28 protein-coding genes and 1 pseudogene are annotated in these 23,495 nt (G+C 68.6%); 10 read left to right on the top strand and 19 right to left on the bottom strand.

Features of this window, described 5'->3' with window-relative positions; all coding sequences use genetic code 11:
• Nucleotides 1-37 precede the first annotated feature (37 nt).
• The 3 genes from QFZ82_RS38300 to QFZ82_RS38290 all read right to left on the bottom strand — a co-directional run bounded on the left by QFZ82_RS38300 (nt 38) and on the right by QFZ82_RS38290 (nt 1,313).
• On the bottom strand, nt 38-271 hold the full coding sequence (locus QFZ82_RS38300; protein ID WP_307717495.1) for a hypothetical protein: 234 nt from the start codon (nt 269-271) through the stop codon (nt 38-40).
• Nucleotides 268-948 (bottom strand): hypothetical protein, encoded by a 681-nt coding sequence (locus QFZ82_RS38295; RefSeq protein ID WP_307717494.1) that lies wholly within the window; start codon nt 946-948, stop codon nt 268-270. The genes QFZ82_RS38300 and QFZ82_RS38295 overlap by 4 nt, the downstream gene beginning before the upstream one ends.
• Before the next feature lie 104 nt (nt 949-1,052).
• Nucleotides 1,053-1,313: a DUF3846 domain-containing protein gene (locus QFZ82_RS38290; RefSeq protein ID WP_307717493.1), complete on the bottom strand. Its 261-nt coding sequence runs from the start codon at nt 1,311-1,313 to the stop codon at nt 1,053-1,055.
• A gap of 420 nt (nt 1,314-1,733) precedes the next feature.
• On the opposite strand from QFZ82_RS38290, the gene QFZ82_RS38285 reads away from it, so the two are divergent.
• A complete protein-coding gene (locus QFZ82_RS38285) occupies nt 1,734-2,399 on the top strand; it encodes a hypothetical protein (RefSeq protein WP_307717492.1) in 666 nt (221 codons plus the stop codon).
• Between the two features lie 197 nt (nt 2,400-2,596).
• Here the strand turns inward: QFZ82_RS38285 and QFZ82_RS38280 are convergent, their stop codons facing one another.
• From QFZ82_RS38280 to QFZ82_RS38270, 3 genes are all read right to left on the bottom strand, one after another.
• Nucleotides 2,597-2,752 carry a hypothetical protein gene (locus tag QFZ82_RS38280; RefSeq protein WP_307717491.1) on the bottom strand — a complete coding sequence of 52 codons (156 nt, stop codon included), beginning with the start codon at nt 2,750-2,752 and terminating at the stop codon, nt 2,597-2,599.
• Between the two features lie 106 nt (nt 2,753-2,858).
• On the bottom strand, nt 2,859-3,281 hold the full coding sequence (locus tag QFZ82_RS38275; protein ID WP_307717490.1) for a hypothetical protein: 423 nt from the start codon (nt 3,279-3,281) through the stop codon (nt 2,859-2,861).
• Nucleotides 3,282-3,881: 600 nt separating this feature from the next.
• Complete coding sequence (locus tag QFZ82_RS38270) at nt 3,882-4,034, bottom strand: hypothetical protein (RefSeq protein ID WP_307717489.1); 153 nt, start codon at nt 4,032-4,034, stop codon at nt 3,882-3,884.
• Nucleotides 4,035-4,117: 83 nt separating this feature from the next.
• Here QFZ82_RS38270 and QFZ82_RS38265 point away from each other — a divergent pair, with 83 nt between their 5' ends.
• The 4 genes from QFZ82_RS38265 (at nt 4,118) to QFZ82_RS38250 (ending at nt 6,613) form a co-directional block, all read left to right on the top strand.
• Nucleotides 4,118-4,414 carry a DUF1778 domain-containing protein gene (locus QFZ82_RS38265; RefSeq protein ID WP_307717488.1) on the top strand — a complete coding sequence of 99 codons (297 nt, stop codon included), beginning with the start codon at nt 4,118-4,120 and terminating at the stop codon, nt 4,412-4,414.
• On the top strand, nt 4,411-4,797 hold the full coding sequence (locus tag QFZ82_RS38260) for a fic family toxin-antitoxin system, toxin component (RefSeq protein WP_307717487.1): 387 nt from the start codon (nt 4,411-4,413) through the stop codon (nt 4,795-4,797). The genes QFZ82_RS38265 and QFZ82_RS38260 overlap by 4 nt, the downstream gene beginning before the upstream one ends.
• 604 nt (nt 4,798-5,401) lie before the next feature.
• The gene (locus QFZ82_RS38255; RefSeq protein ID WP_307717486.1) at nt 5,402-5,917 is read left to right on the top strand and encodes a PIN domain-containing protein; all 516 of its coding nucleotides are present in this window, start codon (nt 5,402-5,404) and stop codon (nt 5,915-5,917) included.
• 177 nt (nt 5,918-6,094) lie between these two features.
• On the top strand, nt 6,095-6,613 hold the full coding sequence (locus QFZ82_RS38250; protein WP_307717485.1) for a hypothetical protein: 519 nt from the start codon (nt 6,095-6,097) through the stop codon (nt 6,611-6,613).
• 357 nt (nt 6,614-6,970) lie between these two features.
• Here the strand turns inward: QFZ82_RS38250 and QFZ82_RS38245 are convergent, their stop codons facing one another.
• The 8 genes from QFZ82_RS38245 to QFZ82_RS38210 all read right to left on the bottom strand — a co-directional run bounded on the left by QFZ82_RS38245 (nt 6,971) and on the right by QFZ82_RS38210 (nt 12,192).
• Nucleotides 6,971-7,666 (bottom strand): hypothetical protein, encoded by a 696-nt coding sequence (locus QFZ82_RS38245; RefSeq protein WP_307717484.1) that lies wholly within the window; start codon nt 7,664-7,666, stop codon nt 6,971-6,973.
• 163 nt (nt 7,667-7,829) lie between these two features.
• The gene (locus QFZ82_RS38240; protein ID WP_307717483.1) at nt 7,830-8,063 is read right to left on the bottom strand and encodes a hypothetical protein; all 234 of its coding nucleotides are present in this window, start codon (nt 8,061-8,063) and stop codon (nt 7,830-7,832) included.
• Entirely contained in the window at nt 8,060-8,329 is a 270-nt protein-coding gene (locus QFZ82_RS38235; RefSeq protein ID WP_307717482.1) for a hypothetical protein, read from the bottom strand. Before QFZ82_RS38235 ends, QFZ82_RS38240 begins: the two co-directional genes overlap by 4 nt.
• A 72-nt stretch (nt 8,330-8,401) precedes the next feature.
• A complete protein-coding gene (locus QFZ82_RS38230; RefSeq protein ID WP_307717481.1) occupies nt 8,402-8,791 on the bottom strand; it encodes a DUF3846 domain-containing protein in 390 nt (129 codons plus the stop codon).
• Nucleotides 8,792-9,276: 485 nt separating this feature from the next.
• Nucleotides 9,277-9,486 (bottom strand): hypothetical protein, encoded by a 210-nt coding sequence (locus tag QFZ82_RS38225; RefSeq protein ID WP_307717480.1) that lies wholly within the window; start codon nt 9,484-9,486, stop codon nt 9,277-9,279.
• 67 nt (nt 9,487-9,553) lie between these two features.
• Nucleotides 9,554-10,105, bottom strand: coding sequence for a DUF4352 domain-containing protein (locus tag QFZ82_RS38220; RefSeq protein ID WP_307717479.1), 552 nt, complete (start codon nt 10,103-10,105; stop codon nt 9,554-9,556).
• Between the two features lie 1,113 nt (nt 10,106-11,218).
• Nucleotides 11,219-11,677 carry a hypothetical protein gene (locus QFZ82_RS38215; RefSeq protein ID WP_307717478.1) on the bottom strand — a complete coding sequence of 153 codons (459 nt, stop codon included), beginning with the start codon at nt 11,675-11,677 and terminating at the stop codon, nt 11,219-11,221.
• The gene (locus QFZ82_RS38210) at nt 11,674-12,192 is read right to left on the bottom strand and encodes a hypothetical protein (RefSeq protein WP_307717477.1); all 519 of its coding nucleotides are present in this window, start codon (nt 12,190-12,192) and stop codon (nt 11,674-11,676) included. The genes QFZ82_RS38215 and QFZ82_RS38210 overlap by 4 nt, the downstream gene beginning before the upstream one ends.
• 1,216 nt (nt 12,193-13,408) lie before the next feature.
• On the opposite strand from QFZ82_RS38210, the pseudogene QFZ82_RS38205 reads away from it, so the two are divergent.
• Nucleotides 13,409-14,206 (top strand): annotated as a pseudogene (locus QFZ82_RS38205) (IS5 family transposase); the annotation flags it as partial.
• A gap of 29 nt (nt 14,207-14,235) precedes the next feature.
• Here QFZ82_RS38205 and QFZ82_RS38200 read toward each other — a convergent pair.
• A complete protein-coding gene (locus QFZ82_RS38200) occupies nt 14,236-15,060 on the bottom strand; it encodes a hypothetical protein (RefSeq protein ID WP_307717476.1) in 825 nt (274 codons plus the stop codon).
• On the bottom strand, nt 15,042-15,662 hold the full coding sequence (locus QFZ82_RS39920) for a DUF6884 domain-containing protein (protein WP_373429465.1): 621 nt from the start codon (nt 15,660-15,662) through the stop codon (nt 15,042-15,044). The genes QFZ82_RS38200 and QFZ82_RS39920 overlap by 19 nt, the downstream gene beginning before the upstream one ends.
• 466 nt (nt 15,663-16,128) lie before the next feature.
• Here QFZ82_RS39920 and QFZ82_RS38190 point away from each other — a divergent pair, with 466 nt between their 5' ends.
• Entirely contained in the window at nt 16,129-16,776 is a 648-nt protein-coding gene (locus QFZ82_RS38190; RefSeq protein ID WP_307717474.1) for a LysE family translocator, read from the top strand.
• 26 nt (nt 16,777-16,802) lie between these two features.
• Here QFZ82_RS38190 and QFZ82_RS38185 read toward each other — a convergent pair whose 3' ends face one another.
• Nucleotides 16,803-17,495, bottom strand: coding sequence for a tyrosine-type recombinase/integrase (locus tag QFZ82_RS38185; protein ID WP_307717473.1), 693 nt, complete (start codon nt 17,493-17,495; stop codon nt 16,803-16,805).
• A gap of 211 nt (nt 17,496-17,706) precedes the next feature.
• On the opposite strand from QFZ82_RS38185, the gene QFZ82_RS38180 reads away from it, so the two are divergent.
• Nucleotides 17,707-18,408, top strand: coding sequence for a hypothetical protein (locus QFZ82_RS38180; RefSeq protein WP_307717472.1), 702 nt, complete (start codon nt 17,707-17,709; stop codon nt 18,406-18,408).
• Between the two features lie 40 nt (nt 18,409-18,448).
• Nucleotides 18,449-19,264 (top strand): hypothetical protein, encoded by an 816-nt coding sequence (locus QFZ82_RS38175; RefSeq protein WP_307717471.1) that lies wholly within the window; start codon nt 18,449-18,451, stop codon nt 19,262-19,264.
• Here QFZ82_RS38175 and QFZ82_RS38170 read toward each other — a convergent pair.
• The gene (locus QFZ82_RS38170) at nt 19,216-20,391 is read right to left on the bottom strand and encodes a tyrosine-type recombinase/integrase (RefSeq protein WP_307717470.1); all 1,176 of its coding nucleotides are present in this window, start codon (nt 20,389-20,391) and stop codon (nt 19,216-19,218) included. The two genes, QFZ82_RS38175 and QFZ82_RS38170, sit on opposite strands and share 49 nt — an antisense overlap.
• 972 nt (nt 20,392-21,363) lie before the next feature.
• On the opposite strand from QFZ82_RS38170, the gene QFZ82_RS38165 reads away from it, so the two are divergent.
• Entirely contained in the window at nt 21,364-21,777 is a 414-nt protein-coding gene (locus tag QFZ82_RS38165; RefSeq protein ID WP_307717469.1) for a hypothetical protein, read from the top strand.
• A 151-nt stretch (nt 21,778-21,928) separates the two neighbouring features.
• On the opposite strand, the gene QFZ82_RS38160 is transcribed toward QFZ82_RS38165, so the two are convergent.
• Nucleotides 21,929-23,335, bottom strand: a complete 1,407-nt coding sequence (locus QFZ82_RS38160) for an IS1380 family transposase (RefSeq protein ID WP_307717468.1) — start codon at nt 23,333-23,335, stop codon at nt 21,929-21,931.
• Nucleotides 23,336-23,495: the final 160 nt, after the last annotated feature.

Raw genomic sequence — 23,495 nt, 5'->3', positions numbered from 1 at the left:
AAAAGGCGAGGCCACTTTCACAGCCCCGCCCCGGCGCTCACGCCAACGAGAGCTGCCGCGCGCCCGGCTGGACCGGGCTGGACCTCTCCCCGTAGACGACGTTCCACGGGCCTGCCGTGGGCTTCGCCCAGGGTGCCAGCACCATCACGACCGGCTCGCTGCCGTCCGAGGGGATCACCGTGCGGCGGGCCGGGTCGGTCCGCTCGCCGAGCAGCCACTTGGTGACGATCCCGGTGAGCGTCCGGCCGGTCTCGGGGTGCTGCCACGTCACCCAACTGCCGGGCGAGTAGTAGCCGGTGGCGGGCTTCGGTGCGGTGCCCTTGCGGCGGTCTCGCTGCCACGCCTTGCGCACCCGCTCCGGGGTGTCGGCGGCGGCGCGGACGGTGCCGGAGACGCGCGGGATGCGGTTCTGCGCGTCTGCCAGGATCTCATCCCGCCTACCGGCAGGCCGGCCGTGAACGTCTCCCGTACAGCCGAGTGGTCGGTTCCGCTGACGGACACCGTGACGGTCCACTCACCCTGTACGCGGAAGATGCGCGTTGACTCCTCCCACCCGACCGGCTGGAAGGCCGCACCCTCCGCATCGATGGCGGCCAGAGCTTCCCGGCGCATCTCGCCCACCACTCGCTCGTACGCCTCCTCGCTGGCCGTCCGGCGCGTCTCCGCCACCGCCGCGCGCCGCCAACTCTCCACGGACACGTACAGATGCGCGACGTCGGCCGGAGGCTCGGCCCTCGCGATCTCGGCGAGCAGCGGGACGACTTCCTGGTTCACGCGGGCCTCTGCTACCCGCTCCCAGGGCTGTTCGGCTCCGGCGTAGTGCGCCGCCCAGCCCACGGGGCGGACGGTCTCCGGCAGGTGCGTGATGCTGCCGGACTCGGCGATACGGGCCGACAGGGTCAGGACGCTGACCAACTGGCTGACGGTCTCGGCGGTGCGCGCGCTCATCACGGGTGCCCTTTCTCGGGGTGGTGTTCTCGGCGCGGCAGGGGTGCCACTCCCCCGCCGCAAGGGGGGCCGGAGCAGCCGGTCGGCTGCTCCGGCGGCGGGGGTTAGAGCTCTTCTTCGAGGCTGGTCAGCAGTGCCAGGAGCTTGTCCTTGGACAGCGGCACCGTCTCGCCCTCGGCGTCCGCGCCGCCGGTCAGCAGCACGGGCCCGTGGTAGTCCTGGTAGGTGAAGCCGAAGCGGACCGCGAGCACCGTTGCGAGCTTGTTGACCGGGTGGTTGTAGAGCCCTTCGTCGTCCAGCCACATGTCGAGCTGGCTGGTGAGCCCCACGACGTCCACCCGCTCGCAGCGGATCACGGAGCGCATGACGGTCAGCCGCGCGTCGGAGTCGGCGGGGCAGGTTGACCGGGACAATGTCCGCCTCGGGGGTGATGAGCAGGGCATCGGGCGTGCGGGTCATGGGTGACTCCATCTCTCGCAGAGGTGTGTTCTCGGTGTTGGCCGACTGCCACCGCCGACCAACAAGACAACTATATCCCATAAAGATCACACGCGTCTAGCGAAACACCCTTCACCGGCGGGAAATCCGAGCGGCCGATCCGGGCCGGGGCGCAGCCGGTCCGGCTGCGCCCCGGTGTCGGGCGTCAGGCCTCTACGGGCGGGGCGTCGCCGTACTCCGCGCCCGACCCCGGCAGGACCAGCTCGCCGGTGGCGGCACCCTCAGGCATCGGGATCGCCGATACTTCACGAGTTACGACGGCATCGGCCGCTCATAGAGTGATCAGCATGCCGATACCCGTCCATGCCCTCGCCCACCGGCCGCTGACCGCTAAGGCCGTCGCCGAGCTCGTCGCCCTGTCAACCGCGCCGCACGTTCCCGACGACTTCGAATCCCGCAATGCGGAGGTGCAGAAGCGCGGATGGGCATGGGAAGACCTGGTCTGCGACTCCTACCGCACCGGATACGGGCACGTACTGTGCACCGAAGGCAGCAACCCGTTCGGGCGCCCGGAAGTCCGGCACTTCCTGGTCTTCGGCGAGGTCTATCCCGTCGACCCGGACGACAACGAGGTGACCAACGGAGAGTGGCTGTACGAGCTCATCGACGACTGGCAGCAGCTGCCCGGCTGGAGTGGCCGCAGGCCGTGCACCGACCAGGACTGCGAGGCGGTACTCGAACAGGCAGCGCAGGCAGTCACCGAGCACCTCGGCCAAGGCCCCGAGCGGACGATCCTGTCATCCGCAGCCACAGTCACCGGACCCGCGCTGACCCACCGCATCTGGCGCACCCCCACCCACGCCCTCGTCCTCGGGCCTGCATCCGACAACGGCCCCTACGGCCTCCTCACCCACCTCCAACTGTCCTACACGCCCCTCACCTGCGGCCCCGACCTGCCACCCGCAGACGACGACAGCCTGAACAGATGGATCAGCGCGCACGTCGACTGGTGACTGGGCTCGGCTCTGCGTACTTCCGCGACCGGGGGCAGCAAATGTGCCACCGGTCAGGGTGCTGCCTACGCGCCGGAGGGGGTTCGACTGCTCCGTTAGTGGGGAGGGCGCGGCGTCCGGCGTCTCGGGCGGAGTGCAGGGCGGCCGCGAGGTCGGCTGCCGCGCCTTCCAGTGCCCTGGTCTCGTCAAGGGCCAGGTCATCGGCAGCAGTGCCGACGGCGAACTTGCAGCAGCTCGTGGTCCTCGGCGGTCATCGCCCCCTCCGTGATCGTCCCCAGGCCGTGCCACGCACTCTCCCGCGCGGACGCGAATGCTGCGGTGCCGTCAGTGAACTGTTCGATCTCGTGAGCCATTTGGACTTCCCTTCAGGTGATGTGCCCTCCGTCCCGGCGGCGGGGGTGCCACTCCCCCGCCGCGGAGGGCGGGGCGCAGCGCATCGGCTGCGCCCCAGGGGTTGAGTCAGTTCTGGACGAGTCGCAGGTGCCGGGCCTGGGCGGCTGCATCGAGCGCCGGGGAGCACCACTGGATGCTGTCCAGGACGATCAGGTCGGTGACGTCGTCGAAGCCCTTGGGGGCGCTGGCGAGCATGCGGAGGTAGAAGGAGAACGCGAGCGCGTCGAGTTCCTTGGCCGGGCCGGTCTTGGGGAGCGGCGGGTTCGTGCGCAGGGCCGCGACGTACGCGATGGCGAGCAGGCCGAAGATGTCGGATTCGATGATCTCTTCGATCTTCCAGCCGGTGCGCCGCGTCAGCGGCACCATGCGGGCCAGGAGGTAGCCCATGGCGTCTTCCATCTCAGCCTCGATGTAGGGCATTTCCGGCTCGGGAGCCGGTGCCGGGGCGGGGACGGCGGAGAGGTGACGGCGAGCGTTCTCGTTCGGCATGGTTCCCCTCGGTTCGGGAGTGCGTGCTTTCGGCTGCCGATCGGCTGCCACCACCGATCCGCATACTTCAATTATGCATTCTCCGAGTATGCATTTCAAGGGTTCTGGATCAATTCGCCGTCGCATTTCCCGAGGTCGGGGCGGGTTTCTGACCCCGGGGCGGGGCAGTGCGCGGGCCGTGTCGCCGCCCCATGGCGCGCAGCGCCCTGGGCCGAGGGGAACGGCAGCGCGAAGCGAGCCAGCGGGGCGCGCAGCGTCCCCGTCGACCGGCTGCCGAGCCCCCGGTGCGTGAGAGCGCGCAGCGCCGGTCCGGGCCGCAGCGCAGCGCGGCCCGGCACGCAGCGAGGTGGGGCGGGGAGCGCAGCGGACCGGCCCCACCGGGCGGCGCGGACGGCGCAGCACCCCACCCCCGGGGCCAGAAAGCAGGGCGCTGCGCCCCCACGCCGCTGCACCTGGCCGACCGCTGCACCCGGGCTCCCCCGCGGCGTGATGGCAGGGGCCGCCGGCTTCGGCGAGGCTGCGGCCGGCCAGTCCTTGCCGGGCGGCACCGACGTGGGCCGGAGAGGTGCGGGGCGCAGCCGGACGGCCGCGCCCCGTCGATCAGGCCTCGTCGTCCCACCTGCGGCAGTGCTCGCAGGCGAGGGCGGCTGCCGTGTCGGGGTCAGGGGCATCGAACTCCTCTGCCCAGCGGGAGAAGTCGGCTTCGCTGGTGGCGAGCAGCTCGATCTGGTCGGCAACCGGGCCGGGCAGCACGGCAATGTTCTCGGCGCCACTCCCGCGCCCGGCCCCGGAAACAGCCTGCGCCTACGGCTGGTACCGCTGGTACCATAGGTACCATGTCAGAACCCAAAGGCATGAATCTGCGCTTTCCCGACCCTGAGCAGCGAGCCGCGATCGCGGCCGCCGCGAGGCAGGAAGGGGTGAGCCTGCAGGAGTACATCCTGTCGGCCGCCTACGCCCGCGCAACCGCCGTCGAGCAGCGGTTCCTCGAGGGCTTCAGAGAGTCGATGGCGCGCAGCGGCGCCGCGTTCGCCGCCGAACCCAGCAGCATCGACGCGGGCGCGGAGCAGCGCGCCGCCGAGCAGCAGGCGAGGGCCGAGCTCGAGTACCAGGAGCGGGGTCACGCCGCGTGACGCAGCCCGAACCCGTGCACCCGCTCGACGTCACCTTCCTGCTGCACGCCGCCGAGCTGCTCGACGGTGACCCGCAGGTCGACGACCTCGGGCCGCTCTACGCCGCCGTCGCCCGCGTCAAAGCCCGGGCCATGGACCGCGACATCTACGGCTCCCTCCACCTCAAAGCCGCCGCGCTCCTGCAGACCCTGGCGAAACTCCCCTGCCTCGAGCACTCGAACGAGGCGTTCGCCTGGCACTCGTGCGAGGCCTATCTCGCCCTGGGAGGACACCGGCTCGACTACCCGCCCAAAGCAGCCGTCGCGCTCGTCCGCGACGCCGCCTCCGGAACACTCGGCGTCCCCCGCATCGCCCGCCAGCTCCGCGCCTGGACCCACGCCTGAGCCACCCCCGGCGCCCCCGGCAGGAGCACCCGCTGCACACCACGACGTCCGAGCGGGGCACTGTGCGGGCCACGGCCGCCCACCGGCTGCCAGAACCCCGATGCTTGAGAGCGCACAGCGCTCGGACCGGGCCGCAGCGCAGCCAAGCACCCGGCACACAGCAAGGCGGGACGGGAAGCGCAGCACATCGCCCCACCAGGCGACACAGACCACCCAGCACCCCGCCCCCGGGGAGAGAACAGAGCGCTGCGCCCCCACAGTGCCGCACCCAGCCAACCAGTGCGCTTGGGCCCCCGCGGCCCTGCGCGGGGGGCCCGGCGGCTTCGGCGAGACTCCAGCCCGCCAGCCCCTTGCCAGTCAGCACCGACATGGGCCGGAGAAGTCCGGGACGCAGCCGGACAGCTGCGCCCCAGCAGTCAGCCGAGCGGCCGTACGCGCACTGTCGCAGCGAGGGACCGAGTAGCGGGCGGCGGCCTATCTGGGCAACTCGCGTGCACGGAGCGTGATTCGGGTGCTACTGCTTGCGGAACATCCGGCCAACCAAAAGGCAGCCTCATGATCTTTTTGGATACCTGTGTCATACGCGGGATAGGCCTCCGGAGCAGTGACGCGGACGTCCTGCGCCATCCGGGAGACAGAGACCGAACGCATCGCGGTCCCCTGGATGGCGCTCGAGGAGCTGGCAGCACAGAAGGCCGTGGACTACAGCAACGCTCACCGGGAGGCAGCTAGGGCGCTGAGGAAGCTCCAGAGGGTGAGCGTCACCGAGCAGCCGAAGCTCGGTGCCCCCGACCCTGAGAAGATGCGGGAGAGTTGGCGTGCCAGGTACGGCCAGCTGCTCGAGGTGCTGCCGACGAGCGAAACGGCGCTCCGTGAAGGCGTCTACCGGGAGGCCAACGTCCTTCCGCCGGCCACGTTGAAGGGTGAGGGCGACAAGGCGGTTAAGGTCGGCGCGCGTGATGTGGCGATCTGGCTGACCGCGGTCGAGTACGCCCGGGAACACCCGGATGAGACGGTGTACTTCGTCAGTAGCAACCACAAAGACTTCGGCAAGGGCGGAGCATACCCGCCCCGATGGACAAGGACGTCGAGGACCTGGGTAAAAGGTTCGTGCACCTGACGAACCTGGACGGCGTGCTGAGCCAGTTCGCGCCCACAGCCACCGTCGACGAGGAAGCCCTGTGGACGCTGCTGCGCGACTACGCAGTCCACGCCGGTCCACGCCCGCGACGAGGCACTGGCCCGGTGGGGTGTGCTGCAGCTCGGCCGGGCCGCCACTGCACGCTTCCCCACGGCCATGAAGCCGGGCTCCTTCTTCGCGGCGGTCCCCGGGATGCAAGCCCTCGGATGGGCCCCTCCCTACGAGATTGTGGCTGCGGCCCGGGAAGTGACCGACGCCCGCGCTTACCGCCTCGGGGACCACGAATGGTGCACGGTCAACGTGCGCTGGCAGATCTCCGGCCAGGCCCTCTTCGAGAGCACCATCCACTACGCGGCGTGCTTCTGGGACACCCGACTCCTGGTACCGGTCGTCAAGAGCGGTCCACTCCCTCGGATCCTCGACGGCGGCGCCCCCTACGCGCCGGACACCGACGCAGTGGCCTGGCCGGCACACCAGGAGACGATGACGTTGGGTTCCGGAAAGACGGCGGCGGCCTTGGCTCTGCTCTCGCACTGGGTCAACAGGGCCGATCCGTCGTGGGTCACCAGCTGGGCGGACCGGAACGCGGCCCTCCAGGGCGACGAGGAGGGCACGCTGGAGGGCTGGGAGGAGGCATACGACCCCGACGCCGACAGCGACCCGTTCGACGAGTAGCCGCTGTCGGCCCCACCGACCGCGGGCCGAGGCCCCCTGGGGCGCCCGTAGCAGGCACCGTAGGGGCGCGGCTGCCCGTCCCGGCTTTGGCCGGATTGAGGACCGTCGACGAGGCGAGCTTTCGGCGAAGAGCCGTGTACGCAAGCCCGGTCGCGAGACCGGGCTATGCCTGGCGGCGGCCGCGGGAAGCCTGGGGAACTGACGGAATTCTCTGACCTGCTGGAACGCGGGCCACTGCAGAGTGCAGGTCCCATGTAGAAGCGTGGGGCTTCCCAGTGAACATGCCTACGCCGACGTTCAACAGTGCTCGCCCGGCCCGCTGACTCCGCTTTGCGGTCCGTATGGCGAGGGCCGAGTTCAGATGAACAGCAACACCACAAACAGCGCGAGCACCGCCGCGAGGGCTGCGGCCACCCAGAGGAAGACACCGCGCCTCTGGTGAGTGTCGGCATCGGCGAGGGCCGCCCAGTGGGAGCTCCCAGCTCCCGGTCCCACGGCTATGTCGTTCGCCATCGATGGCGTGATGACTGGGTCTTCGCGATCCGTCCACCTCCACTCGCCGTCCGGCGTCATGGCGCCACGCCGCAGGCCTCCGGCCCCGTCGCGGCGCCATCGCATTCCCGCAGCGTCGGTGAAGAAGACGGTGATGTACTGAAGAACCATGTACGCCGGAACACCGCTCTCCGGCGGAGGCAGCGGAAACGCATGTGTGGAGCCCGAGTTGAGCGACCCCGACACGTCAGCCACCGCTTCGCCGTTATACGTTGCACTTAGATCTGTGATCGGCTGATTGCTGGGGTTGAGGATCTCCAGACGATGTGTCACCCAGCCGTCGTGCAGTGGTGACCCAGTCGACGAGGCCCGGATCTCGATCATCGACGCCTGCACACGGCGCTCACGCCTCTCGGCTTCCTTCTCCCGCGCTTCGAGAGCGCGTTCCCGAGCGTCCAGAGCCACGCTGCGCGCCACCTGATGACGGTGAGCCAGAGCGCTAACCACCAATGCTCCCAGCGCAACAAGCGAGCTGAACGCGGAGATCAAGATTCCGATCACGCTGACACTATGGCGGCCTCGATACGACTCCGTGATGCCTTTTCGGGATGTCAGGAGGAGCGGGATGGCCCAGCTCCGCGCATTCCGTCACCCCGCGAACCGCATTTCGTCGGTTCCTCAGCCTGGGAGATAAGGGGGCAGCCGGACGGCTGTGCCCCGTGGATCAGGCCTCGTCGTCCCACCTGCGGCAGTGCTCGTAGGCGAGGGCGGCTGCCGTGTCGGGGTCGGGGGCGTCGAACTCCTTCGCCCAGCGGGTGAAGTCGGCTTCGCTGGTGGCGAGCAGCTCGATCTGGTCGGCGACCGGGCCGGGCAGAACGGCGGCGATGAGCAGCTCGGTGCAGTCGACGTCCAGGGTCAGGCCGATGACGGTGAACGTCTGGGTGGCTGCTGCGGTCATGCGATCAGCTCGAATGTCGCGCTCTCGATGGCCCGAGGGCGCAGGTCTCCCTCGAAGGCCGCGACGACGTAGGCGCCGTTGTCGCCGCCCCAGAGGGTTTCGGGACTCTCGCCGTCCTCGCCCTGGGCTCGGTGCGGGAAGTGCTCCAGGACGGCTTCGGCCGCATTCTGCTTCGCCTCGTCGAGGCTTTCTCCCTCGGCGACGACGGCGAAAGTCGAGGCGAGATCCCAGCATTCGTACCAGTCGCCGACGATCGTGTATTTCATGGCTTTCCCTTTCTCGGCTATCCGGAGGACCGGGCCCCGGAATTCGCGTCCGGAGCCCGGCGCGACCTGGCGTCAGCCGCGCCGCGCGCCCGGTACGCGGGCGTTGATGCGCAGCAGGTAGAGGTCGAGCAGTGTCAGGGCCTGGTCCTGGTCAAGCCCGTGGACGGTGTCGGTGTCGGGGTCCGTGGCGCCGGTGAAGACGACGTCGCCGAAGTGCACGCCGGGATGCGGATGGTAGGCCCGCAGCAGTTCCGAGGCGTGCGCGTTGCACGGGCGGCCCATCGGGATGGCGCATTCGTCCGCCCACATGGTCAGCTCGCCGGTGAGGCTGATCGGCAGAACGACATCGCTGCACAGTGCGCGCTGCGGGGTGGTGACGGTGTTCCAGTGCAGCAGGCGGAACGTGCCGGTGGGCGACACCCAGAGCGCGAAGGTCCAGGCGGCCGTTGCGGTCGCGGGCATAGCTGTCCCCTTTGTTCGGAGTGTGGGTTTCGGTGTTGGCCGACTGCCACCGCCGACCAACGAGACAACTATACCACTCACGAGTCACATTCAGGAGTGTCGACCCCGATCTCCTCTCGGCGTTTTCCGAGGTCAGCGGCCATTTGGGGGATGGCCGGCCCAGCGCCGCCGCGCACCGCCGACACATCGACGAGCGGTCGCCAGGAGGCGGTCCGGCAGACGGGTGCGCCCCGGTGCGGCGCGGGGCCGTACCGGGGCGCAGGAGGGGCGGTCAGGCGGCGAGGACGACCTGCGGGACTCCGTCGCCGGACGGGTCACGACAGTCGGGGTCCAGATCGACGGTGGCCGCCTGGGTGTCGCCGTGGACGGTGAAGACGGCGGCCCAGGATGCGGCGTTGCGCTGGATGGCTCGGGCACGGTTCTCCTTCGGCAGGCGAGGCGGAGAGCGCCGGCCGACGGCGCAACCTGTCGGCCGGCACGGAGGATCAGGCAGCAAGGACGAGTGTCGCGTCGTCCACGCTGCGCTCGTCGACGCTGATGCAGTGGGTGAGGGGGTCGAGGTGATCGAGCCAGACTTCTTCGTTCTCGGCGAGGTAGTCGCGCAGCGTCTCGGAGTCGGCAACGGCACGGGCGGGCAGCTCCAGCTCGGCCTCGAATTCGTACGTGACCTCTTCGGTGACGAGCGCGACCGTCACCGTGACCTCCTCGTCGTCCTCGTCGGCGCCCTTCTACGATGGCCGGCCTTGGCGTGCGGGATCGCGGTTAGGGGACCGTGCCGGTCCATTCAGCAGAGTCGTAGTCCAGGAAGCCCGGGGTTACTTCGATGTCGACCGTGGTGCCGCTGGCCTGGGGAAGGTCGAAGGCGACCGGGCTGGAGACCTTCTTCCCCTCGGGGAGGCTATCGCTCAGGTCCAGGGAGCCCAGGCCGCTGCGAATGTCGAAGATCTCGGCGAGTTCGGCGCCGTCGGCATCGCGGGCCTCGACGGTGGTGAGCCCTGTGTCGACGGTCTGGTCGGTACCGTTGTCGATGGTCACCGTCACCTGGAAGGCCCGGTCACCGCTGTAGCCCTCTGCAGTGTCGGACACATCGACGGTCTTCAGGTCGCTGACGGTCACCTTCAGGCCGTCTTGGTATTCCTGGGTCGCGCCGATCTTCAGTTCACCCGAGGGGACAGTGGACCGGGCCGAGGGCGGCCTGGTCTCGGTGGGGCTCAGGTCTTCGACGAGCTCGTCGGTCGCCCTGAAGACAATCACCGCTCCGACCACCGACAGAACGAGCGTGATCAGGCCCAGGACGGCTCCCGAGATCGCCATGCGCCTGTTCGTCGCGATGCGCCGGGTCGCACGCTGCGCGCCGATGATGCCGAAGACCAGGGCCAGCGCACCGAGGACCCCGGCGAGGAAAAAAGTATGGGGATAATCCCCGCCAGTACGCCGATGACGCCCAGGACAAGCGCTGCGATGCCGAGACCATTGCGCGGCACGGCACCCGGCGGCCCTGGCGGGCCGGTGGGCGGGGTACCCCAGTTCGAGGGCGGGCGGTCTGGCGGCGAACCGTCAGAGGGCTCGGGGGTGGTCATGATTGGGCTCGTCTCGTGCGCCCTGCGGGCGCGATGCCCGCTATGGGCTATTCAGCCATTCTCTCAGATGAATGCCTGGCTTGGTCCGCCAGCGGCCGAGTGGAGTCGCCCCGAGTCCCGTCCCGACTGTGGGCGTCGGCCTGTGGCGGCCGTCCTGAGCCAGAGCCTCGCACACTCAAAGATCGCTTCATTGCGGCCCTTCGGCTCACCTTGGCCGGGCCCGCTCAGCTTCAAGATCATCTCATTGCCCCTGTGGTGCGTATCTCGCCACTCCGCAGGCCCCGCTGCTCGCCGACCGGCTTGTAGTCGTCGACGGACAGCACCGGTTCTCCGCACTTGCTGAGCTGATGGAGCGCGCGGGAGGCGATACCGCCGCCGGACGGGTCGCGACAGCCAGGGTCCAGATCGATGATGGAACCTCCGTTTCCAGGGGCCTGTCGCAGGCCTCCTGGTGATGGCCTCGGCGTACCGCTTCTGTGCCGCGTACCGACGGTCCGGCACCCTGCACCTCGACGAACTCGCCTGGCTGGCCACCCGGCCGCGAGGGCCTGGGTGTCGACGGCCAACTGCCGGACGGTGTCGAGCGTGAAGAAGAGGGAGAGGAAGCCGTTCCAGCGGTTGGCCGGATCAAGGATGGCCTCATGGCTCCGGGACAGGCCGTCGAGGGTGACGCGCGTGCGGATGAAGTCAGGGGGCCGCCGCCGCGCAAGGGGCGGGCCTGGTGCGGACCAGCTCTGCCCGGGAAGGTCAGCGTCAGGCGAGCGCCCTCAGGGCGGCTCCGCTCGCCGCAAGGGATGCGGAGCCGGACATGGTGGTGGCTCTCCCTGAAAGGGCGAGCCACCACCGGCTACTTCTGGGGTGCTTGGATGCTGACTATCCAGCGAGCTTCCTTGTCTGCTTCGATGGTGAAGCGGAGCTTGCGGCTCGTAGCGAGATTGAGCTGGTTCGCGTTCTTCTCGACTCTGGAGTGGGAGCACCCCACGGTGTAGTCGCCGATGGATTCCAGAGAGAGTTTCAGCTGAACGGTTTTTGAATCCGAGAAACAGTTCAGCTTGACCCAGGATTCACCTTTCGGGAAGTGAACCGTTCCGAACTGGCTGTCTCCCTGGCGTGGTCCTTCCGCGAAGGTTTCCTCGAAGCCCTTTTCCAGCTCTGGTGAGAGCAGGGGCTCGGTGGGGATCGGCGCCGGCTGGGACGCCGACTCCACGGGAGGGCGCGGGTGGTCGGAGTCCCGGTCGCTCGTGCAGGCCCCGAGGGACAGTGCCAGGAGTGCAGAGGCGGCCAGTGCCGCGGGCGCGCGCATCATGAGCTCGTTTCCCAGTACCTGAAGCCGATCGTCGTGTTGGCGATGTCCGCGGCGCCGTGGGTGATCTGAGTCTTCCTGCAGTTGGGCAGCTGGTAGTACTTCTGCCACTTGACGTTGTGGCCCCAGGAGCCGTGCTGGGCGTTGCCGTACTTGTTGCGGGTGATGTTGCGGCGGAACTGGTGCTGCGTGTCCCACGACACCTCCTTGACCGATTCGCGGCTCACCTCAACCTTCGCCTCGGCCACGATGCCACTGACCGTCACCCCGCCGCCATCCGTGATCTTGGTCGAAGCCGTCCCCGCCTCGGCCCGTGTCAGCACCATCGTCCCCCCGGGGCCGTCCTTGTACTTCGGCCCCATCCCCAGGTGCTTCTTCGACTGCGCGTAGATGTCGACCTTCCACCCGCCGTCACACACATCGGCAGGCGCCGGATCCGGCGAGTCGGCCTGAGCAATGCCCGGAACACCAGCGGCGATCGCAAATATCGCGACAGCCGTAACTACAGAGCGCTTCATGGTCCCCCCATATTTGAATTTTCTTAGGGCGGGTGGTCAATTCGGCGTTCGGCGAGATGATCAAACCACAACATCACCAGCGCCTCCGGGTTTAATCGGACCACCGTTATATTTTCGTTACCGCTTGAGTATTCCTTGAGCTTTGGCGATATGGCCGATTTGGACAGAATGCCGAACGGCCCATAGCGAATAGGCGCCGCGCCTGCCGCTCAAGACGTGCCCCAGAAGCGATGCCACCAATTGGGCCGCCGGGACGTGCCCGGGCAGCCGGCTCGGCCCGCGTAGTCGACGGGCCGGAGTCAAGTGCGACGCTGGGGACGCCTGTCAACCTCGGACCGCCTCCAGCACGCGGGGGGTTCGGCCGCCCGCCGGCACAACCTTGGCGCTGTCGGTTGGCGATCTGGTCGGACCGCAAGGTAGGTGGCGGACCTCAAGAAGGGGGCCCAGGAAACGAGCCAAGGCCGAGCTGTCGCCGCAGGCCACGGCAGCGAATGGGGCTCTCCGAAGAAGCCCCAAACGGCGAGCAGCTGCGCCTTCTCTTGGCGCGAAAAGCAGGTAGAAGGCATGCCACCAGGGGGTTTCCTGGCGTGGCAGCACGGAGCAGGGCCGCCCCGGGCAAACGGGACGGCCGCCTGATACCTCCTCGCGCTCCGAACCACATGGAGACATCCCTGCACCTCGTCAACCCCGCCGACGAATCAGACCTCTTCCGCTCCAGGAACCCGGGACTACCCTGGCCGGGGTCGGAGAACAGCTCGGCGAGGTCCAGGTGGCCGTCCGGCCCCTGCTCACGCTCGCGGACGAGGCGGTCGGGGTGGAGGGTCACGAAGGTGCGGACCGCGAACGGGTCGGTGACTTGCGTCGACACAGAGCTCTCCTGTGAATTCGGGTGCGGGATTCCGGTGTTGGCCGACTGCCACCGCCGACCAACAAGACAACTATACCCCACATTAGTCACATATTGGGGTGAGGTAGGGCGTCTTCACGGCACTGATTGCGCAGGTCGCAGGCCGTTCACCGCCCGGAGATGCAACGAGGCCCCCGCCGCCGGCGGAGGCCTTGTGCTCGTGTGCCAGATCCCGCGGGACCGGTGGCGCCCGTTGCCGGTCGGCCGGAATGGGCGGTCGGCTCACCCTTCCACGGGCTTACTGATCGTTTCAGAATGAGATCGGTGTGTCGGCTGGATTCTGACGATCTTCATGGGCAGGGTCGCGGGGTGTCTGCTGATCTCTTCCCTGATGAACTGTGGGAGCGCATAGCTCCGTTGCTGCCACCGCACTCGACTCGCAGGCACCGGCATCCTGGGCGGCTTCGAGTACCCGACAGGGTCGCGCTGGGCGGCATCCTCTACGTGCTGCGTAAGGGTGTGGCCTGGCGTGACGTTCCCGCCCAGGCTGTGGGCTGTTCCGGAGTAACCAGCTGGCGCCGGCTGCGGGACTGGGCGGCCGGCGTCTGGCCCCGCCTGCACGAGACCCTGCTTGCCGAACTACGCAAGGCGGGCTTGCTGGAGATGGACGACTGCGCGATTGACGGCTCCCACGTCCGGGCGCTCAAAGGGGGATCATGTCGGGGCCCTCGCCCGTCGACCGTGCCCGCCCCGGGTCCAAGCACCACGTGATCGTGGACCGGCACGGCACCCCGCTGGCCGTGTCCCTGACCGGCGCAAACCGGCACGACGTCACCCAACTCATCTCCCTGCTCGACGCGATCCCTCGGATACGAGGGCTGCGGGGACGTCCGCGTAACAAGCCAAAGCGCCTGTTCGCCGACCGCGGCTATGACTTCGACAAGTACCGACGTCTGCTGTGGAAGCGCGGCATCAAGCCCCTCATCGCCAGGCGCGGTGCCGCCCATGGCTCCGGCCTGGGCCGAACCAGGTGGGTGGTCGAGCGCACCTTCTGCCTGGCTCCATCAGTCCAAACGTCTGCGGATCCGCTACGAACGCCGCGCCGACCTCCACCAGGGCCTGCTGGAGCTGGCATGCAGCATCATCTGCCTCCGCCGACTCCGAAGAGCAGGCCCCAAAGTCGGCCATACAAGCAGTCAGCGCGGGTTGTCCAGCGGCTCCGGTGGCAGCTCGTTGTCGCCCGGCGGGGCGGCCTGCGCGTCGGTGACGTCGACGGCGTCATTCGAACCGTCGACCAGCTCCGGCCTCTCGGCTCCCTCCTCCGCGACAGGCAGCGGCAGCTTGTCACGCGCGCCCATGACCCACACTCGGTGAGGATCGAGGAAGTCGATCAGGTCGATGAGCGCATTGTGCACGGCGGTCAGTCGCCCATGCATCGCCGCACCATCCGCTACGAGGCCGTCGATATAGTCGAGTACCGGCTGGAACCGCTGGGCGTACTCCGGATCGCTCTCAAGCTTCGTACGGAACTCCATGTATCCCAGGCAGCGCCGACGTGCCTGGTCGGAGCCGTCCGGCACGACCATCAGCTCTCCGAGGAGCCGTTGTTCGCCCCCCTGCAGCACTCCCGTCCGGCCGTGGTCCTCGTGTCCCGCTATCGCGCCACTCACCCCGGCGAGCAGCTCCACCAGACGGCGGTTGCGTCGGCGGCTGCCCAGGTCGAGGAAGCCCGCCTCCTGGAAGAGGATGTGCACCCAACCCTGGTAGACGGCGAACCGGTAGAGGCTCTCGTACCGGTTGTATTCCTCCTGCCGGGCCGAATCGGGCGCGATTTGGGTGACTGGCCGCCCGGACAGCAGCGCTACGGCGTTGCCCAGCCGCGCTTGAAGGCCCGCCGCCGCCTGAAGCAGGGGATCGCGGTACCGACCCACGCGTTCACGACGGGCCTGCTCGCGGTCGGAGTGCTGGCGACGCCACTCGAACAGCCCGCCCAGGGTCACGGTCACGACCGCGCCCGCCACTGAGACAACTGCTGAGACCAGCGACACAGTATCCATCGTTGGTTCACTCCCGGCGGCATCCATCGCGTGGCTTGCCAACCTATCGCGGACCGCTGTCCCCAGGGCCTCATTCTGAAATGATCAGTTAGAGGGCGGCAGTTGGGCGGGGCAGGTGTACCGGTGCGGCCGACGGCGAACTCTTGCGCCAGGAACAGCGGCTGCTCGGCGGCGGCGATGCGGGACAGCCGGGCGCGCTGCTGTCCGATGCCGCGGCAGCCGTCCAGGGGGCGCAGGACGTCCGGCCGGATGGCGGCGACGGCATCGACGTAGGCGCGGCCGCCGAGGGCGACCAGCTGGGCGACGTGGTGGAGGCCGAGGCGTGCGGCCTGGTCGCGTAGCTGGTCGGGCCGGACGCTGCCGGGCTCGCCCATGCGCAGCTCGTACGGGGCCAGCGGCTCGCCGAGCGTCAGGAAGCCGTGGGCCGCGGAGAGGACCAGGACTGTGCCGACGCTGCCGGCGATGGCATGCGCGGCCCGTCGGCACAGCCGGTGGAACGGTCCGACGTAGAGGTCCGCGGCCGGGACGGGGATGGTCGTGCCGAGCTTGGCAGCGCTGCACGGCACCACTACGACGGGGCCGTCGCCGGCGGAAACGGGGGTGGTGTTCAAGACTGTGCCCTTCGCATGGAAGCAGGCCAGGCCCGCCGCGGCAGGCGGCGGGCCCGGGGCGGGGTCAGGCGGCCAAGGCCAGGCGGTTGAGGTAGTCGTCGGCTACGGCCTCGCCGAGCTGGTGGCGGATCGCGTCGCCGCGGGCCCACTGCAGTTGGCCATCAAGGGCGTTCGGGCTGCGGCCACGACGGCGGACAGGCGCAGGTCCTGCTTGAAGGTGTGGCCGATCCTCTGCTCCAGGGCCACGTAGGTGGTGGGGAGTGAGAGGCCGAGAGCGAAGCATGCTCGAGTGGCCAGCACGAGCGCGTCAGGGCCGGCCAGGACGCAGTACACACAGCTGAGCCTTTTCCGGACTAGGGTCTGTTCGGATCGTGAGGCTGGTTGAGAAACGGCTGGAAGAGCGAACCTTCCCCGTGCTTGCATGAGCTTCATGGTGTCTACCGACCGCTTGCTTGCCTTCGCCGTCATGTCGTTCCTGCTGATCGTGATCCCTGGCCCCAGCGTGCTGTTCGTGATCGGGCGGGCGCTGGCGCAGGGGCGCCGTGCCGCACTGACCACGGTCGTGGGGAACACGCTCGGCGCCTACGTGCTCATCGTGGCCGTGGGCTTGGGGATCGGGTCCATCGTGGAACGCTCGGTCCTCGTCTTCACGGTGCTCAAGCTGACGGGGGCCGCTTACCTGGTGTATCTCGGCGTCAAGGCGTGGCGGGAGCGTGGTTCGCTGCAGGCCTCGTTCGCCGACGGCGGGGCGGCGCACGGCGGCCTGCGCACGTTCTGGGAGGGGTTCGCGGTCGGTGTGTCGAACCCCAAGACCATCGTGTTCTTCGCGGCCGTGCTGCCGCAGTTCGTCGACCGCAGTCAGGGGTATGTCGCGGTTCAAATGCTCGTGCTCGGTCTGGTCTTCAACGCCATCGCGGTCGCCTCGGACAGCGTGTGGGGACTGGTCGCGGCCACCGCGCGGGATTGGTTCGGCCGCTCGCCTCAGCGGCTCTCCTTGGTCGGTGGGATCGGTGGGCTCACGATGATCGGCCTCGGCGTCACCGTGGCCGCGACCGGGCGCAAGGACTGAATTCCACTCTGGTGATATCGCTGAGGTCATACCTTCTGGCCCGGGATGATCGGCATGCCCAGGGTGACAGGGGTGCGGTTGCGGGTCCGGGCGAGTCGGTCGAGTGAGGCGAGCTTGTTCCGGGCGGCTTCCAGGCTGATCTGGAGTCCTTGGACCTCGCCGAGCCAGCCGTTGACGCGGGCCTCCTCGATGCGATTCCCGAGGTTGCGGATGATCTCGTCCAGACGTCGGCGCTGCTGCGGGTCGACTCGGAGCACCGGACACCGGACGCAGGCGTGTTCGTGGGGGCAGGGGGTGCCGTAGGGGCGCCCGCAGGTGCCCAGTTCGACCTTGCGCAACTCGAAGTGCTTTTGGAACTCGTCCCATTCCTGCTCGGTGGGTTCTCGGTATTCCGCGGCCGGGCGGGCAGTTCGCCGGGTGTCGAGGAAGGCCCGGTAGGACTTGATCAGCTCTTCCTGGAAGACGGCGAGGTATGCCTGGGTGGTGTTCAGGCTGTGGTGACCGAGGATCTTCGCGGCGATGTGGACGGGCAGACCGCCGGTGACGGCGTCCGTGATGAACATCCTGCGGAAGTCGTGCGGTGTGTAGCGCAGTGGCTGGCCTGCCCGGTCGGTGAGTCCGGATCTCTTCAGCGTGTCGTTGAGGAGCCGGTTGACGACTCGAGTGCTGACGATCTCCCGGCGCCATCCGATCTTGCGTTGGAACAGGTGCGGCAGCATTCGGGCCGGTCACGCGTTCGTGCACGTCGTAGCGGGCCGCAAGAGGGACCCGGCCGTCGTCTCCCCTGATCCGGCAGACGACGGTGGCGAGCACGCTGGCCAGCTCCGGGGTGACCAGGAGCAGTCGTTCCTCGTTGCTCTTGGACGGCACGATCTGCAGCGGGGGAACGACCTCGCCGCTGTCGGGCAGGCGGTAGGAGACCAACGCCAGGTGGGTCAGCTCCAGCAGTTCCTCGACGCGGACGCCGGTGTGCCTCAGGGTTTCGATGATGGCCCAAGCCCGGAAGGCGTCCTCGTCCTTGCCGAGCAACTCGATGCGTTCGCCGCTTCCTTCTTCGGTGACGAGGACTGCGTCCGGGCCGTGCTGGCTGGCGCTGCGGGTGTCCCACCGGTATCGGGTCCGGCGGTAGGTTCTCCCGGCGTGCTCGAAGGTCTCGCCGATGGGCGTGTGGCGGGCGCCAGCGAGCAGGGCGGCCTGGTCGTCGCGGTGCTTCTCTGCCGTGTCGACCAGCACGGGCAGGTGGGGCAGGCGCTCGCGGATGCGCTGGTGCACCTCCGCTGTCCGCGCGCGGTTGCGCTTGGAGACGCCTTCGAGTTCGCTGCGGCGGATCGGGCAGCGGACCGCCCATGGTGTCCAGGACGGGTCTTCGTGTACCCATTCCTGGATGTCGAGGTAGAGCGTCCGGACGCGGCCGAGGATCTCCAGGCGCCCCTTGCGGGGCCTGGAGATCCTCGTTTGCCGGAGGTGAAGGCGAGCCGGGCTTTCCAGGCGTCGGCGACTTCCGATGGGAGGTCGAGGGTGTCGATGCCGGGGTGGTGCTGTTCGATGTCGGCCCAGAATGTGCCGGCCAGGGTGCTGGTGAGCTGGCGGAAGCTGCTGAAGTCCATGCCGGGGCGCCGCTCGTTGAGGTAGTGGACCAGCATGTCGCGGACCAGCGCGGATGGATCTTGTGATGGGCGACCAGTTCCTCGGGCGTGAGCTGGCCCAGCCGGATCGCGGCGCGCAGACTCTTGTCCGTGTCGAGGACGCCGATGTCGCGCAGCACGTCCCAGGCCCCGTGCAGGCCGCTCTTGTGCCGGTGGTAGCGGCTGATGTTCCAAGCACGGAACTCAAGCACGTCGTCAGTGGTGACCTGGTCGAGCTCCTTGCCGGCGTGGAGCACGATCTTGGACAGGGCGGTGAGGACTTCTGCGACCTGGCGTCCGGCCATGCCCCGTGCTCGGGCGGCTTCCTCTGCACGGGTGAAGGCCTCGACGGACAGCTCCGTGCGCACGTCGGCGAACAGGCGGACCGCGCCGTAGCCGACCAGGAAGTCGTAGCTGGGCAGCACCAGGCGACACAGCAGGAGGCCGGCCAGGCCGCTGGTGACCTCGTTGCGGAAGTTCTTCGCTGTGCGTCCTTCTGCCGCGGCGGCGCTGGCGACCCAGCTCAGCGGCCCCGGGTCGGCTTCGCAGGAGTCCCATCGTTCCTGCCACCCGTCGCCGGGCCGCTGCGTCAGCCAGTCCAGCATACGTTCGGCGGCGCGCAGTCGCGCGCGTACCTCAACAGCGGGAAGGTCGGCCCACGTTCGCAGCTGGGACAGCTTCTGCAGCACCTCGCGGCTGGACAGGGTGTCGATCGGCCCGACGCGACGGCGGGCCGGACCCGTTTGCTGGGCTCCGATGAAGGCGGGAAAGCGTGTCACCTGCGAGGGCTGGGCGGGCGTGCTGGTCGTGTTGGTCATCGCGGTACTTCTCCGAAGAGCACGGCCAAGTCCGCGGCGTCGTAGCCGCGGGCCGGGGCCGGGACGGGCTTGAGGGCGGGTTGCTCGGCTTGCTTGAGGTCCAACAGGTGCTGGTGCACCCGGCGGATGACCTCCTCCGGCTCCTCTTCGAGGTAGAGCTGCGTGGTCGAGAGGTGCGCGTGGCCGAGGATGGTCTGGATGTCGCGAAGCGAAAGACTGCGATCCCGGAGCATCCTGCGGGTGCAGGTGTGCCGCAGGTCGTGCATCGTCCAGTTCGTGCCGAGGGCAACGTTGACCCGGCGCAGGACAGCGCGGAGGGCGTCGTAGTTCAGCGGCTGCCGGGCCGGTAGTCCTTCGCCGCGGCGCCGTCGCCGCGGGGTCGACCAGACCGGGTCGCTCGGCGCCAGCGGGCCGATGCTGTCGAGGTAGACCCGCAGCCAGACGAACGCGTCGTTACTGGCCGGCAGCCACTGTTCGGCTCCCGTTCCCTTGCAGCGGGCCCGGACGAGCTGGTCTCCCCAGTCGAGGTCGCTGCAGCGGATCCCGAGGACTTCGGCGGCGCGGCTGGCGTTGCTGATGACCAGCGAGGCCAGGGCCCGGTCACGGTCCGAGCGCAGGGCCGCGAACAGGGCGTCCCACTGCTCATCGGGCATCGCTCGCGGGCGGCGTCTGGGCAGTGGCGGGTTGTAGCGCAGTCGGCCTTCGGGCCGGAACGGCTCCAGCGGGTTGTGGTGCGCGTTCGGCCGCCGTCCCCCGCGGCGTTCCTGGGGCACCGGGTTGACCAGCGGACCGGCTCCCCGCTCGATCCAGAACTCATAGAAGCTGCGGATCACCGCGTTGCTGTGGCGGATCGTTCGGACGGCGTACTGATCGCCCGGGTGCTGCTTGCGCGTGATCGGGTTGACCGTACCGGCGGTGGCGGCCGTCTTCTTCCTGGGGCTGTGACGCGGTTTCGTCGTGCGTTGCAGCCACAGCACGAACTCGCGCACCTCCGCCGAGGTCACCTTGTCCCACTCGACGTCGACGACCTGAAGCCACCGCCACCACCGCAACAGGTCGTAGGCGTAACTCCGGACACTTCCGGCACGGCGGCCCTGGGCGACGAAGTCACGCAGGTACCGGCGCACCGGCTCGATCGGCTGTCCGTCAGCGTCCTGTACCTCATACGGCACGACGCCGCCGGTCTCAACCACCCGGCCCGTGCCTCGACTGGCACCCCGACGAGCAGAACACGGCCGTCGCCTTCACTCCCGGCATCAGCGGACCACCGCACCCACGGCACAGCCGCGGACCGATGTCGCCGTCGGCGACCACGATCAGCCTCAGCCGGGGCACCCCGTCCCTGCCCATACGAGCACCGTACGAAGAAGAACCCGTCGTTGGGGAGTCCCCCACCACGACGCTAGCCACGGTTCGAGTCATAACCCCACCGAGCCCGGCCGTCCCTGCCCATGAAGCACTTGGCGGGACGGCCGTCCTCAGCGATGCCGAGAGCGCCAACTGGGGAACAGGCGTATCCAAACTGGATGCCCACCTGGCCGTCGAAGTCCTGGCCGCCCGTCCCGTTGTTGTCGTTTGGCTCCGCTTCTTCCTCTTCCTCTGTCGATGGGGCGTCGGGCTCGTCTGCTTCCTTCGTCTCTGGGACGTCAGGACGTCGGTGATCTTCTTCACGGCCTTGGGCCACTTCGCGCCGTAGGCGTTCGGGCCGGCGGCGATGTGCACGATGTCGCCGCGAGCCCTGGACGGGCTGAGGAACTGTGTCAGAACCGGTGCGCGCGAGGCCCTGGGCATCACGCCCAGCGAACCGGACAGTGTCCGGGACAAGCCGCTGACCAGGTCAGACAGGCAACAGTTGTCCGGGACATAGCAAACTGTTGCTCCGGCGCGGACGATGTCGGCAAGCTCGATGCCACGAGGAACCAAGCCCAAACCAAGGTGAAGTCATCGGCCTGGTACGGCGTCGCCAGGCGGACCGCGGTTTCCCTGGCAGCCACCAGAAGCTTCTCCATTCGTCCGCGTGATATCCGAGGAGACAGATGCGCATCCGTTCGGTAGTCGCAGCAATTGCAGTCATCTTCACCGTTCTCATAGCGGGGCAGGGCCAGGCCCTCGCCGCGGACTTCGAGAAACCGTTCGAAGATCAGATGTCCACGCACTCCTATGAGTCGGCGGGTGAGTCCTGCTCGGAAGTCTTCGTCTGGAACCCCAGATCGCTCTCGTACGACAGGACCGCCAAAGGCTGCTTCACCAGGTACGGCGACAAGTGGAGCATCCAGGACTCCCTCGCGGATGGGAACCAGACCTTCATCTACTGGGAGAACTGGCTCAGGGGCGCGAACGGCGTCTGGCAGCCGTATCGACACGGCTGGTGCAACAACAACCTGGGTGCCCCCAACTGGGGTGCGTGCAACAAGGACTACTACGAGTCCTCCAGCACCAACTACTACGAAGGCCAAGGCAGCAGGGTTCGCTTCCAGACCTGCCGTCGCGACCTTGTGAACACCTCCTGCACTCCCAGCGACATCAGCGACGCACCGTGGATCAACAACAACGCCTAGCCTCGCCGTTTCGGTTGGGGCGATGAGGCGTCGTTGAGGGGTAACTGGCGGGTGGCCGACGCGATTTCGGTGTTCGGACATGGCGGAGTCCCGGCGCGGTGGTCGGGTTCTCCGGGGTCCTTGGGGTCGTGGGCGGGCAGGGGTTTGCCGGTCAGCCGGCGGGACGGGGCAGTGCGGCGAGGCGGTGGAAGGCCGTGGCCAGTTCGTGTCTCCAGGGCCAGGTCGCCGATATCCGCAAGCGCAGGCGTCGGCCGCCGCGGGTGAGACGGGCGGCGACGTGCAACAGCCGGTAGCGGAGCTTCTTCGGTTCGGCAGTGGCCAGCTCCCCGTCGAGCAGCAGGACACGGGTCCAGGCCAGCAGATCGATCGCCGCGAGGCTGAGTTCGAGCCAGACGGCATTGACACCAAAGTCGCGGGAGGGGAAGCGGCCGAAGCCGGTGGTCTTGCCGCACCGGATGTGGTCCTCGACGCATGCATGGCCGCGGTGACGGACCTCCAGGAACTGGGCCGAGCCGCCACCGGGGTAGGGGGTGTCGGTGAGGAACACCTGATGTCGCAGGCCCTCGTCCTGGTCGAACAGGGACAGCTGGGCTCCGGGGTGCGGCCGCTCCCGGCGCACGATGATGCGGGTGCCGCCCGGGTAGCCGTCCAGGTCGACCATCCCGGTCAGCTCTGCGACCTCGGCGCCCTCGCGCAGTGTCCCGTCCTGGTCCAGGGCGGGATGCCAGAGTCGGTCGGGCACGGCCCGGATGGCGCGGCGGACCGGCTCGGTGATGGCGTATCCGACCGAGAAGAAGGTACGGATTCCTCGTTTCCGCACGTCGCGGACGTGGGCGAGGAAGGCTTTCGCGGATCCGGCGCTGTCGGCGCGGACGAGGAGGTCGGTGCCGTGCCGGTGGGCGTCGGGGATCTGGGCGAGTGCCTGGTCGAGCACCGCGATGTGGTCGCTCGCGGTGTTGGCGCCGGAGTTCCCGGGCCGCAGCCGCCCCGACACCGCCTCGCCGGTGTTCGCCAGGAAACACAGCAGCGGATGGAAGCCGAAGCCGCCCTTATAGGTCGGGGCGGCCTGCTCCTTTTCCGAGTGGGAGGCGACCAGCGTGGCGTCGAGGTCCAGGACCAGGCCGGGGAGTTCTCGTCCGCCGGCCCGGGCAGCGGGTATGCCCTCGCCGGTCTCGGCGGCCTGCATCCAGGCGACTTCCCGGGCTGACGCGCGGGCCGCTCGCAGCGAAGCGAGTGCCGCCTCGTCGGTGTCGGCGAGCAACCGCCAAGCCGTGGGCGTGGAGGCGACCGGGCCGAAGACCTGGCCCTGGTCCCGCAGCACCGCCAGATCCGCGATCGACTCACCGCCGTCCGCGAGCATCACCGCGAGATCGGTGGCGACCCGGCCCGGATCATGCCCGGTCCCGCGCGGCCGAAGCGGCCGGAGAGCGGCGGAGTACGCGGCCGTCAGCCCGGTGGCATCAGCGAGATCCGCCAGCAACCGTGCCCCGGCATGCCCGACCACCCCCGAACCATCGGCACTGACCTGAACCTTGGGACGCAACCCGATAGCCTGCACGTAGAAAGTGCCCTCCGCCTGGACTGACAGAACCCCTCAGCAAGGTTCATCGTCCCAGGTCAGGAAGGCACTTTCGCGTTTCTGCCCCAAAGCCAGCCGTACCCAAGCGAAACGGCAAGGCTAGAAGGCTGAGCGGTTCCCGCTGAGGGGCTGTCCGGAC

Source organism: Streptomyces sp. V4I23 (assembly GCF_030817975.1).
Classification (GTDB): Bacteria; Actinomycetota; Actinomycetes; order Streptomycetales; family Streptomycetaceae; genus Streptomyces.
This window is presented reverse-complemented; position numbering and strand designations above follow the sequence as displayed.

Excerpts from the sequence above, each read along its gene's own strand:
- QFZ82_RS38295 (WP_307717494.1), bottom strand. The coding sequence starts at position 948 with ATGAGCGCGCGCACCGCCGAGACCGTCAGCCAGTTGGTCAGCGTCCTG.
- QFZ82_RS38290 (WP_307717493.1), bottom strand. The coding sequence starts at position 1,313 with ATGCGCTCCGTGATCCGCTGCGAGCGGGTGGACGTCGTGGGGCTCACC.
- QFZ82_RS38285 (WP_307717492.1), top strand. The coding sequence starts at position 1,734 with ATGCCGATACCCGTCCATGCCCTCGCCCACCGGCCGCTGACCGCTAAG.
- QFZ82_RS38280 (WP_307717491.1), bottom strand. The coding sequence starts at position 2,752 with ATGGCTCACGAGATCGAACAGTTCACTGACGGCACCGCAGCATTCGCG.
- QFZ82_RS38275 (WP_307717490.1), bottom strand. The coding sequence starts at position 3,281 with ATGCCGAACGAGAACGCTCGCCGTCACCTCTCCGCCGTCCCCGCCCCG.
- QFZ82_RS38265 (WP_307717488.1), top strand. The coding sequence starts at position 4,118 with ATGTCAGAACCCAAAGGCATGAATCTGCGCTTTCCCGACCCTGAGCAG.
- QFZ82_RS38250 (WP_307717485.1), top strand. The coding sequence starts at position 6,095 with ATGAAGCCGGGCTCCTTCTTCGCGGCGGTCCCCGGGATGCAAGCCCTC.
- QFZ82_RS38240 (WP_307717483.1), bottom strand. The coding sequence starts at position 8,063 with ATGACCGCAGCAGCCACCCAGACGTTCACCGTCATCGGCCTGACCCTG.
- QFZ82_RS38235 (WP_307717482.1), bottom strand. The coding sequence starts at position 8,329 with ATGAAATACACGATCGTCGGCGACTGGTACGAATGCTGGGATCTCGCC.
- QFZ82_RS38230 (WP_307717481.1), bottom strand. The coding sequence starts at position 8,791 with ATGCCCGCGACCGCAACGGCCGCCTGGACCTTCGCGCTCTGGGTGTCG.
- QFZ82_RS38220 (WP_307717479.1), bottom strand. The coding sequence starts at position 10,105 with ATGGCGATCTCGGGAGCCGTCCTGGGCCTGATCACGCTCGTTCTGTCG.
- QFZ82_RS38215 (WP_307717478.1), bottom strand. The coding sequence starts at position 11,677 with ATGATGCGCGCGCCCGCGGCACTGGCCGCCTCTGCACTCCTGGCACTG.
- QFZ82_RS38210 (WP_307717477.1), bottom strand. The coding sequence starts at position 12,192 with ATGAAGCGCTCTGTAGTTACGGCTGTCGCGATATTTGCGATCGCCGCT.
- QFZ82_RS38190 (WP_307717474.1), top strand. The coding sequence starts at position 16,129 with ATGAGCTTCATGGTGTCTACCGACCGCTTGCTTGCCTTCGCCGTCATG.
- QFZ82_RS38185 (WP_307717473.1), bottom strand. The coding sequence starts at position 17,495 with ATGCTGCCGCACCTGTTCCAACGCAAGATCGGATGGCGCCGGGAGATC.
- QFZ82_RS38175 (WP_307717471.1), top strand. The coding sequence starts at position 18,449 with ATGGGCGACCAGTTCCTCGGGCGTGAGCTGGCCCAGCCGGATCGCGGC.
- QFZ82_RS38165 (WP_307717469.1), top strand. The coding sequence starts at position 21,364 with ATGTCCACGCACTCCTATGAGTCGGCGGGTGAGTCCTGCTCGGAAGTC.